Annotated in this window: 8 protein-coding genes and 8 tRNA genes; 1 reads left to right on the forward strand and 15 read right to left on the reverse strand. The window is 38.3% G+C overall.

What is annotated here, in order from left to right; genetic code table 11:
- Positions 1-4: 4 nt before the first annotated feature.
- The 7 genes from AC6UD8_RS03975 to AC6UD8_RS04005 all read right to left on the reverse strand — a co-directional run bounded on the left by AC6UD8_RS03975 (position 5) and on the right by AC6UD8_RS04005 (position 7841).
- On the reverse strand, positions 5-742 hold the full coding sequence (locus AC6UD8_RS03975) for an amino acid ABC transporter ATP-binding protein (protein WP_500699549.1): 738 nt from the start codon (positions 740-742) through the stop codon (positions 5-7).
- Positions 742-1458: an amino acid ABC transporter permease gene (locus tag AC6UD8_RS03980; RefSeq protein ID WP_500693619.1), complete on the reverse strand. Its 717-nt coding sequence runs from the start codon at positions 1456-1458 to the stop codon at positions 742-744. The genes AC6UD8_RS03975 and AC6UD8_RS03980 overlap by 1 nt, the downstream gene beginning before the upstream one ends.
- 24 nt (positions 1459-1482) lie before the next feature.
- Positions 1483-2262, reverse strand: a complete 780-nt coding sequence (locus AC6UD8_RS03985) for a transporter substrate-binding domain-containing protein (RefSeq protein ID WP_500693618.1) — start codon at positions 2260-2262, stop codon at positions 1483-1485.
- 314 nt (positions 2263-2576) lie between these two features.
- Positions 2577-3878 (reverse strand): uracil-xanthine permease family protein, encoded by a 1302-nt coding sequence (locus tag AC6UD8_RS03990; protein ID WP_500699550.1) that lies wholly within the window; start codon positions 3876-3878, stop codon positions 2577-2579.
- Between the two features lie 228 nt (positions 3879-4106).
- A complete protein-coding gene (locus AC6UD8_RS03995; RefSeq protein ID WP_500699551.1) occupies positions 4107-5162 on the reverse strand; it encodes a zinc-dependent alcohol dehydrogenase family protein in 1056 nt (351 codons plus the stop codon).
- 77 nt (positions 5163-5239) lie between these two features.
- Positions 5240-6475 carry a cytosine deaminase gene (gene codA, locus AC6UD8_RS04000; protein ID WP_500699552.1) on the reverse strand — a complete coding sequence of 412 codons (1236 nt, stop codon included), beginning with the start codon at positions 6473-6475 and terminating at the stop codon, positions 5240-5242.
- Between the two features lies 1 nt (position 6476).
- The gene (locus AC6UD8_RS04005) at positions 6477-7841 is read right to left on the reverse strand and encodes a purine-cytosine permease family protein (protein WP_500699553.1); all 1365 of its coding nucleotides are present in this window, start codon (positions 7839-7841) and stop codon (positions 6477-6479) included.
- Positions 7842-8581: 740 nt separating this feature from the next.
- Here AC6UD8_RS04005 and AC6UD8_RS04010 point away from each other — a divergent pair.
- Positions 8582-9115: an Ltp family lipoprotein gene (locus tag AC6UD8_RS04010; protein ID WP_500693614.1), complete on the forward strand. Its 534-nt coding sequence runs from the start codon at positions 8582-8584 to the stop codon at positions 9113-9115.
- A 188-nt stretch (positions 9116-9303) separates the two neighbouring features.
- Here the strand turns inward: AC6UD8_RS04010 and AC6UD8_RS04015 are convergent.
- The 8 genes from AC6UD8_RS04015 to AC6UD8_RS04050 form a co-directional block, all read right to left on the reverse strand.
- Positions 9304-9388 (reverse strand) — tRNA-Leu (locus tag AC6UD8_RS04015).
- A 30-nt stretch (positions 9389-9418) separates the two neighbouring features.
- Positions 9419-9489, reverse strand: a tRNA-Cys gene (locus AC6UD8_RS04020).
- 57 nt (positions 9490-9546) lie between these two features.
- Positions 9547-9619: transfer RNA gene (locus AC6UD8_RS04025), tRNA-His, on the reverse strand.
- 14 nt (positions 9620-9633) lie between these two features.
- Positions 9634-9704: transfer RNA gene (locus tag AC6UD8_RS04030), tRNA-Trp, on the reverse strand.
- A 10-nt stretch (positions 9705-9714) separates the two neighbouring features.
- A tRNA-Tyr gene (locus tag AC6UD8_RS04035) sits at positions 9715-9797 on the reverse strand.
- Between the two features lie 6 nt (positions 9798-9803).
- Positions 9804-9876, reverse strand: a tRNA-Phe gene (locus AC6UD8_RS04040).
- 68 nt (positions 9877-9944) lie between these two features.
- Positions 9945-10019, reverse strand: a tRNA-Asp gene (locus AC6UD8_RS04045).
- A gap of 8 nt (positions 10020-10027) precedes the next feature.
- Positions 10028-10100: transfer RNA gene (locus AC6UD8_RS04050), tRNA-Val, on the reverse strand.
- Positions 10101-10102: the final 2 nt, after the last annotated feature.

The raw sequence follows: 10102 nt of genomic DNA on the forward strand, positions 1-10102 counted from the left end.
TTATTTACTGTAAAGAAATTGCATCTAAAAATTCTTTGGTTCTTGACGAAGGGTTATTAAAAAATTCGTCCTTTGATCCATCAAAAATCTTCTCACCATTTTCGATGAATAACATTTTATCAGCAGATAATTTAGCAAACTCAATGTTGTGAGTAATCATAATCATTGACTGTCCCTGATCAGCTAACTCTTCCAGCATTTCTAAAACTTGCGTCTCTAACTCCGGATCAAGCGCACTGGTAGGTTCATCTAATAAAATGTACTTAGGCTTGACTGCCAATGCCCGACAGATCGAGATTCGTTGTTGCATTCCTCCAGATAATTCATCGGGATAGAAATTAGCATATTTTTCAAGACCAACCCGTTTCAATAATTTTTCTGCCTGAGCAACCGCATCTTTTTCCGAAATCTTATGAACATGGATTGGTGCAGCTGTGATGTTATCAATCACCCGTAAATTAGGAAAAAGATTCCAATTTTGAAAGACCATGCTAGTCTGTGCTCGTAATTCCTTACTTTGTTTACTGGTAATCTTATCCGCGTAGTTTAACGAAAAACTAGGAAAACTAATTACGCCTGAATCTGGATGAACCAATAAGTCCAGTGAACGTAGCAACGTTGACTTTCCAGAACCAGAAGGGCCAACAATTACGGTCGTTTTTCCCTCAGGAAATTCCGTACTAATTTTATCCAGAACGGTTTTTCCATCGTACTTTTTTACAATGTCTTCAATCTTAATCATTAGCCTTCATCCCCCTTTAAGTATCTTGAAGAACGCTTTTCGAGATAGTGTTGAAGGATCGTTAAAATACTACACAAAATAGCGTAAAGAGCAGCTACTTCTGTGTACATAAGTAGTGGCTGATAGTTGTGCGCCGCAATTTGTTGACTAACCTGAAACATCTCTGTGATGGTAATCGTACTTGCAAGAGAGGTATCCTTAACTAATCCAATAAATTCATTAGATAGTGGAGGAAGTACGATTCGTGCTGCTTGTGGTAAAACAATGTACCACAGGGTTTGAGTGGTGCTAAAACCCAGAGTATACGCAGCATCCCATTGATCTTGGGGAACAGACATCAGAGCTGACCGAATGGTTTCCGAAGCATAAGCACCAGTATTTAACGAAAACCCAATTATTGCTGCCGTAAAGGCTGGAATTTCAAAATTAAAACCGGGAATGAAATTTTGCAGATTCGGTAAACCAAAATAAATAATGAACAACTGAACCAACAATGGAGTGGAACGAAAAGCCCACACGTATACGTCGGCAATGGCTCTAAAAATGCCCCACATAACTCTAACAAATGCATTCCCATGTGGTTTTAAAAACTTTATCAGTGCGGTAACAATCGCAAGAATTAAACCAAAAAAGAATGAAATAATTGTTAGTGGAATGGTGTATTTAATCATTGCCTCTAAGAGACTCGGTAATGATGAAATGATAATGTCCCACATAATTCTTTAAGCTCCTAACTAATATTATTTATCGGTAATATTCTCTCCAAAGTACTTCATTGATAATCGTTTCAAGGTACCATCTTTTCGAAGTTCATTAATTGCTTTGTCCATCTGTTTATTTAACTTAGCAGACTTCTTGTTCATCATTGGAGCAATTTGACTTTGTGGAATAACATTAGTTGGAACTAGTTTAGCTTGAAGGTCAGTATTCTTATGGCTTGCATACCAACTTTGCCATGCTGGTTGAGCATTTAAGGCACCAACAACACGACCTTGATCAATCATTTGCATTGAAGTATTAAAGTCTGGTGAAGTAACTGGTTTAGCATGCAGCTTCTCGGCGTTATTCCAGTTATCAGTCCCAGTACCTTCAGCGACCTTCTTACCCTTAAAGTCTTGAGCATTTTTAATTGGTGAATCTTTCTTAGTAATCATGATTGCCTTTGAATAAATGTATGGAGTGGCAAACCGATACTGCTTTTTTCTAGCTGGATTAATTGCCATATTGTTAAAAATAACATCGTAAGAATTAGAATTGAGTCCCTGAATTAATGAATCCCATCCAGTTAACTTGTATTGAACCTTCATCCCCATCTTTTTAGCAACATCATTAGCCAAATCAACTTCAAAGCCGGTTAACTTACCGTTCTTATCCTTGTAAGAATACGGAGCATAAGTTCCTTCCATACCAACCGTCAAAGTCCCAGGCTTTTTAGTCTCAGATTGTTTCCCACATGCGGTAACGGTAAGAGCCAACGCGGCCACTCCTGTTAGTAAAAGTAAAGGCCATCTTTTCTTCATAATTAAAATCCCCATTCATTAAAATATATTGTGCAAAATTAACTAACTCGCTATGTTTATTTTACTCTAAAAATTTAAACAGACAAGTAACTTTTTCATGATGCTACCTCCTAAATAATCACAAAAGAACACAAAAAAGAGGACTGGATCCACCAGTCCTCTCATAATTATAATAAATTAATATCATTTATAGAGAAACCTTTGAGTGCATACCAAAAGTGTTGTCAGATTTTGTCAAATCTTTTTTACAACAACATGGTTTACACATAGTCAGTTTCCCCTCTCGTGTTCTTTAACATAAAATCATAATATTACTATTTCTTCACTGGGTCAATAGATTGATCTTCAAGATCTGGATCATCATGTTCGTCTTTTGGTAGGAGAAGGTTCAAAACGATTCCAATCACAGTTGCTAAAGCCACTCCAGTAAACTGGAAACTTCCAATTTGAATATATGCATTACCAATTCCAATTACCAAGATAACCGACGCAATCATTAAATTGCGTTTCTTATCCATGTCCAATTTATTGTCAATCATCACTTTGACACCATTAGCAGCAATTGTCCCAAATAGGAGAAAACTAATTCCACCAATAACTGGGAGCGGCATTTGCATGATTAAAACATTTAACTTATTCACGAACGCAAAGATCATGGCAAAAATCGCTGCTCCGATTATGACCCAAACACTGTAAACTTTGGTAATTGCCATGACTCCAATATTTTCGCCATAACTAGTTACCGCTGGTCCACCAAGAATTCCAGCTGCAAGCGATGCGGCTCCATCCCCAGCAAGCGTGCGATTTAAACCTGGATTCTTAAAGAAATTCTTGTGAGTCATTTCTCCGAGTACCATCAAATGACCCATGTGTTCGGTCATCGTAACAAAAGCGATTGGAGCCATAATCAAGATGGCATTCCAGTCAAACTTGAAGCCTCGCTCGGTGCCAATGATATGAAACGGAGGCATTTTAAACCATGGAGCAGTGGCAATTGCGTGAATATCAACTAATCCACACGCCATTGAAATTAAATACCCACAGACAATTGCCAATAAAATCGGAATTAATCCCAAGAATCCCTTTAATTTAACGTTGAAGAAAATTGCTAAAAACAAAGTGGTCATCGCAATTCCGAAGAAAACCAAGCTATACTTTCCATGATCCATCATTGCATTTTGGGCAGCACTCCCTGCAAGTGATAGTCCAATCACCATTACGATCGGCCCCACTACTACTGGTGGTAGGATCTTATCAATCCAATCAGATCCAATAAATGAAATGATCGTAGCCACAACCACATAAACTAAGCCGACCGCAACCACTCCTTGAGAAACTCCTGAAACTCCAGTCGTTTTCATAAGTGCCATCATGGGTGTCACAAAGGCAAAACTAGATCCCATGTAAGCGGGAATTTTCCCCTTAGTAATTAAGATATGCAGTAAGGTCCCAATTCCTGAAGCAAAAAGTGCAATACTTGGGCTTAAACCGACTAACAATGGAACGATTACTGTGCTGCCAAACATTGAAAACATGTGTTGCAAGGAAAGTCCGATCCATTTTAGTGGTGATGGACGGTCATGAATTCCTAATACATAGTCCTTTTTCTGAGACATTTATACTGACTCCCCTTCTCTAATAAAAAAACTGCTGTCCAAGGGACAACAGTCTTCGATTAAATAAAGTTTTACAGTATCACTTTAAAATTCGAAATCTTGCTGCCTCACTGGACACACTTAAAGATTTATTTAATTGAAATGATATATTTTTTATGATTGTTTGTCAATAAAATCTCCAAACGAAAAGTTTTATCGTTTTGGCATCACTTGTACTTTACTTATAAGCTAATTACTCTCTAACCCTACGTTTAAAACACAAGCACCTTTCAAATCACCTTTAGCAACCCTTTTCAAGGCATCATCCGCCTTTGAAAGTGGAAATTCAGTAACGTCAGGTTCAATGTGTAAACGATCAGCTAAAGTCAAAAACTCTTCGCCATCACTTCTCGTATTACTTTCAACACTCGTTAAGTTCTTTTCGTGAAAAATATGCTCTTCGTAACTCATCTGAGGGATATCAGTCATATGAATTCCAGCTAATGCTAAAGTACCTCCGGGAGCTAAACTTTTTAACGCATTAGGAACAGCCTCACCGACTGGTGCAAAAATAATCGATGAATCTAGAGGAACGGGCGACATATCATATGTGTTATTGACTGATTTTGCCCCAAGTGACAAGGCAAATTTTTTGGCATCTTCACCTCGTGTAAAGACGTGAACGTCAATTCCCTGATCAATCGCCAATTGCGCGGTGATGTGAGCAGACCCACCAAAGCCATAAATTCCAAGGGTACCACCAGCTGGAATGTTAGCACGTTCAAAAGCCCGATACCCAATGATTCCAGCACAAAGCAGTGGGGCTGCTTGAAGCGAATTAAACCGTTCTGGAATTCGATAAGCAAATCCCTCTGGAACGGTTGTATACTCCTCATAGCCACCATCATGATCCCATCCCGTATATTTAGAATATGGACATAGATTTTCTCTACCAGAACGACAATACTTACATACACCACATGTTTTCCGTAACCATGGGATTCCGATTCGATCACCAATTTTAAATCGACGAGTATGGGGACCATTTTTAACTACTTTACCAATAATTTCATGTCCAGGAGTTAGATCTTTTTTATGGACTGGTAAATCACCCTCGGTAACGTGTAAATCCGTGTGACAAACTCCACACGTTAATACCTTAACCAAGACTTCACCATCACCAGGTGCTGGAACGTCTTTTCTAACATATTTTAAGGGAGATTTCCTTCCGTTAATCGGTCCAGGTTTAACAATTTCCCAAGCATTCATAGTTTTAGGGATCTCGGTATTAGCTTCTTCTACCATTATAATTGCCTCCTCAATGTAATCTTTACGTTCATCATATCACAAGGAAAATGAAAGTGAAGTCCACTGACTAAAACCTAATCAAAATGAGTTTGAACTTCTTCTGGTTGTTTTTTAACCAAAACTTTCCCGTTTCTAATCGAGTATAAAAGCGTTCTTCTTTCGTTAATTTCATTATAAAAATTATCTGTATCAAAGATTAAGAAACTAGCGGGTTTCCCCTTCTCAATTCCATAATGATCACTAACATGTAAAGTTTTAGCAGCGTTGGTAGTAACCAATTTATATGAATCCATAATTTGATGGTACCCCATCAATTGACTCGCTAAAATACCAACGTAAAGCGCATCCAACATGTTACCGTTCCCCATTGGATACCACGGATCTTTTACATCGTCCTCTCCAAACGAGACGTTGATTCCATGCTTTAAAAGTTCCTTGACTCTCGTTAGACCCCGTCGTTTAGGGTAAGTATCAAATCGACCACCCAAATGCATATTAACTAGTGGATTGGCTACCATGTTAATCTTTGACATCTTAAGAATTCTCATCAACTTATCGGCATATGCATCGTTATACGATCCAAGAGCCGTTGTATGACTTGCAGTCACCCGATCACTTAGTCCTGATTCATACGCCAAAGTAGCTAGAACTTCCAAATTTCTGGAATTGGGATCATCAATTTCATCGCAGTGAACGTCAACAAGTTTGCCATATTTTTCAGCTAAGTTCATCAAAAACGTTAGTGAATCACGCCCATAATATTGATTAAATTCGTAGTGGGGAATTCCACCCACGGCGTCAACTCCCATTTTGACAGCTTCTGTTAGTAAATCTTTGCCATGTGGAAATGATAGAATCCCCTCCTGTGGAAAAGCAACTAATTGGAGATCGATAAAACTAGATACCCGTTCTCTTGCCTCAAGAAGTGCTTTAAGAGCGGTAAGATTGGGATCAGTAGTATCAACGTGACTTCTAACGAACTGAATTCCATGTTCAGCCTGATTCTTGAGCGTTTTAATGGCGCGCTCCTTAACGTCTTTTTCAGATAAGCTTTGTTTTCGCTCAGACCAAATTGAAATACCCTCAAATAGGGTTCCACTTTCATTAAACCGGGGTTCACCGGCTGTCAGAGTCGAATCTAAATGGACATGTGAATCAATAAATGGTGGAATAATTAATTTACCATTCGCGTCAATCACCTCTTCTTTAGGATCATCAATGTGATCACCAATCTCTTTAATCTTTCCATCTTTAACTAAAATGTCTTGTTTTTTTGTCGAATTCTCAATATATCCCTGTTTAATAATCATTTTATTTGTCCCGTCTTTCTAACGCCCGACCGATAACGTAGTAGAGAACAGCAATAATTGCCATTACAATAAAAGTTGCTCCAATGGTATTTTTAACAATTGCAACATTTTTCAACATTAAGTATAACAAAATTCCTAAAATCCAAAGTGAAAACGCAAACCAATTCACTCCATGGCTATACCAAAACTCTCCTTTCGGATCTCCAAATGATTCCAAACGGTAGTCACGATCATTAAGAAGAAAGTAATCTACTAGCATGATGGAGATGATTGGGCCTAAAAACATCCCAATATAATCAAGGAAGGCCGTAAAAGCAGAAAGAAAGCTTCCACTTAAAAGTGGGGTAAAGGTTAAAATCATCGCCACCACGGTGACAATCAACAACGACTGTTTTAATGTCAATTTATGATACATATTCGTTAATGCTGATCCAGCCGCCTGTAAATTAACAGCATTAGCAGTCATACTGGTTAAGACAATCACAATCATTGCAATCATTCCTAGACCCAATTTATTGGCCACTGTACTTGGATCAGAATTATTGGGATCATAGACTCCAGACGTAATGGCAATACTGATGGTAGTGCATAATCCGATGGATGCAAAACTGACTGCCCCTAGTAAAGCTCCCAAAAATGGTGCACTTGTTGAAACACGCTTTTTATTAGTAAATCTAGTAAAATCAGCTCCACTGGTAACCCATGCCAAGTTAAACGCAGCCAGACTATCAATTGCTGCTCCAAACGGCATCCGATCCCTTTTGGGAACCATATAATGAGCAAGTTGGGTAAACGAAACATCTCTAAACACTACCAAGACTTCCCATATTACAAAGACTATAACTAGAATAATTCCAACTCTTTCAATAATTCTAATGGATCGTTGCCCTGATATAACACTAAGAATATGTAAAATACTCATAACCAGAATTCCAACAACTAAACCGAACGTACCACCAGACTTCCCAAAGATTGGCCATCCAAAGAATGAATTAAAAATATAGGATAATGAAGTTGCCGCAATAAAAGTATTAACCGCGGTCCAACCCATAAACATCACTAAATTGACAACCGATGGGATCATGCTTCCCCTGATTCCAAATGTCGCCCGACTCAAAGTTGTCGTCGATAAACCCGTTTTATACCCCTCATATCCAATTAAACTTAGAAACAGATATGAAATAATTGAGGCAATCACCAAAGCACTAAAACCGCCCCATAAACCACAAGCGGCAATAATACCCCCAATAAACCAAGTTCCATTATTAGCGTTTGCTCCAAACCAGTTAGCAAACATATCCCAATAGCTCATGTTGCGTTCGTTCTTTGGAATGGGATGAACTTCGTACTTATTTTCGTTTTCCATTTTTTTCCTCCCTTGAATTAAAATGATAACCAAAATTCACATTGAACCAATTATAGTAATTCTTAAAGTGATTTAAAAGCTAAATTTAGCTATGAAAATGATGATTGGATTATAAAAAAGAAGAGTGTATCATAAGTACTAGTTCAATTAAGGGGTTGATCAATGTGCTTGGGAGACGTGAAGCAAGACTTAAGCGTGAAAAGTTACGATTAAAAAAACAAAAGTTAAAGCTTAAGAAACAAAAATTAAAATTGAGAAAGTTAAAAATAAAACTTCGAAATAAACGAAAATAGGGATCACCAAATGGTGATCCCTATTTTCATCTTAATGCATCAATTATCATAATTAGCTCAGTCATCAAAAAACAGGTCTAAGTCCGGGCAGTTAATAAATTAACAACAATGAAGGATCAACAGAACCTTAATGTACCCGGACTCATCCCTGCATTATTAGTATATGTCATATCAGTGTTACTTAGCAAGAAGAAAGCTTAATTACCTGACCTCTCCCTCAATCTTTGCCGCGTGTACGGTGGAATAAGGAACGTCAACTATTTTGACAAAACTACTTTACCATCAATAATTATGTGTCAGCAACTAAAGATTAAGTTGATGATTTTTTTATTTATGCTACTTTGATATACTAAATAGGTAGTGTTTCGGGTGTCATTAAATAATCAGTATGATTATAAAATACGTCCAAAACCGATTGACGTTAAAAGCTAATATAAGGAGTTTGTTATGGCAAAGGAAAAACAAAAAAAGAAATGGTATAAACGATTCTGGGTTTGGATCATAATTGCAATCATCATACTTGTAGTAATCTTCGTTGTTGGAAGTAACAGTGATAAAAAGAAAAGTAGTTCTGCCACATCCAGCAGTCAAACATCCCAAAAAGTAAAACTAGAGAGTTCGTCTAAAACGGCGTCGGCAATTTCAACAACTGATAGCGCAAACACTGAGAGCAATAATGCATACAATACCGCTAAAAGCTATATGGAATCTGTTCCAATGTCTAAGAAGCGTTTATATACTCAATTAACATCACAATCTGGAAATAAATTTAAACCAGAAGCGGCTCAATCGGCCGTTAATAAATTCAGTGATAAAGATTATCAAGAAAACGCGGTTAAATCAGCAAAAAACTATTCGAAAGAACAACATTTATCAGCTCAACAAGTTTACGATCAGCTAACTTCTGAAGCTGAGGGATACACCCCTGAACAAGCTAAGTATGCCATTAATAAAAACAACTTAGGTCAAGTTAACCAATAAAACATAATAAGATAAAAAGTCATTTTACGATGGCTTTTTATTTTGCCATTTTATTTATAACACGTATTTAAAGGGTGTGACCCACTTAAAAATTAAATAAACTATACACAGTAAGATCAGAGTATAAAAAAAGAACGTTGCCATAACAACGTTCTTGATTTGCTAAGATAAGCTATATAACTATGTTATACCGGAGGTGGGGTTCGAACCCACACGATCGCAATGATCACTGGATTTTGAGTCCAGCGCGTCTGCCAGTTCCGCCACTCCGGCATGCTAATGATTGCTAAAGCAGTAAAACAAAGGCGGTAACCGGATTTGAACCGGTGATGAAGGTTTTGCAGACCTCTGCCTTACCACTTGGCTATACCGCCATAAAGGCACTAAGCCTTAACAACTGCCCTTCCCTACTGGAACCAAGCAATCAAAAGGGCGGTAGGTGGGAATCGAACCCACGCGTGTCGGTACCACAAACCGATGTGTTAACCACTTCACCACTACCGCCATAACATCATAAACAGGGATAGTAGGAATTGAACCCACATCAACGGTTTTGGAGACCGGTATACTACCGTTGTACGATATCCCTATAAATAAAATGGAAGGAAGTGGATTTGAACCACCGAACCCGAAGGAGCGGATTTACGGTCCGCCGCGTTTAGCCAGACTTCGCTATCCTTCCATATAATGGCGCGGGACAGAATCGAACTGCCGACACACGGAGCTTCAATCCGTTGCTCTACCAACTGAGCTACCGAGCCATTGTCTTTTATGACATTTATAATAATAAAACTATTTAATTAATGTTGCAAGGGTTACCCACAACAAACGGTCCGTACGAGACTCGAACTCGTGATCTCCTGCGTGACAGGCAGGCGTCCTGAACCAACTAGACCAACGGACCATATGTTATGGAGGATACAGGGATCGAACCTGTGACCTCCTGCTTGTAAGGCAGATGCTCTCCCAGCTGAGCTAATCCTCCAA

The organism is Fructilactobacillus sp. X1R3C1, assembly GCF_059901545.1.

Bases quoted from the DNA above. Each gene is read 5' to 3' on its own strand.
- AC6UD8_RS03975 (WP_500699549.1), bottom strand. From the start codon at position 742: ATGATTAAGATTGAAGACATTGTAAAAAAGTACGATGGAAAAACCGTT.
- AC6UD8_RS03980 (WP_500693619.1), bottom strand. From the start codon at position 1,458: ATGTGGGACATTATCATTTCATCATTACCGAGTCTCTTAGAGGCAATG.
- AC6UD8_RS03985 (WP_500693618.1), bottom strand. From the start codon at position 2,262: ATGAAGAAAAGATGGCCTTTACTTTTACTAACAGGAGTGGCCGCGTTG.
- AC6UD8_RS03990 (WP_500699550.1), bottom strand. From the start codon at position 3,878: ATGTCTCAGAAAAAGGACTATGTATTAGGAATTCATGACCGTCCATCA.
- AC6UD8_RS03995 (WP_500699551.1), bottom strand. From the start codon at position 5,162: ATGGTAGAAGAAGCTAATACCGAGATCCCTAAAACTATGAATGCTTGG.
- codA (WP_500699552.1), bottom strand. From the start codon at position 6,475: ATGATTATTAAACAGGGATATATTGAGAATTCGACAAAAAAACAAGAC.
- AC6UD8_RS04005 (WP_500699553.1), bottom strand. From the start codon at position 7,841: ATGGAAAACGAAAATAAGTACGAAGTTCATCCCATTCCAAAGAACGAA.
- AC6UD8_RS04010 (WP_500693614.1), top strand. From the start codon at position 8,582: ATGGCAAAGGAAAAACAAAAAAAGAAATGGTATAAACGATTCTGGGTT.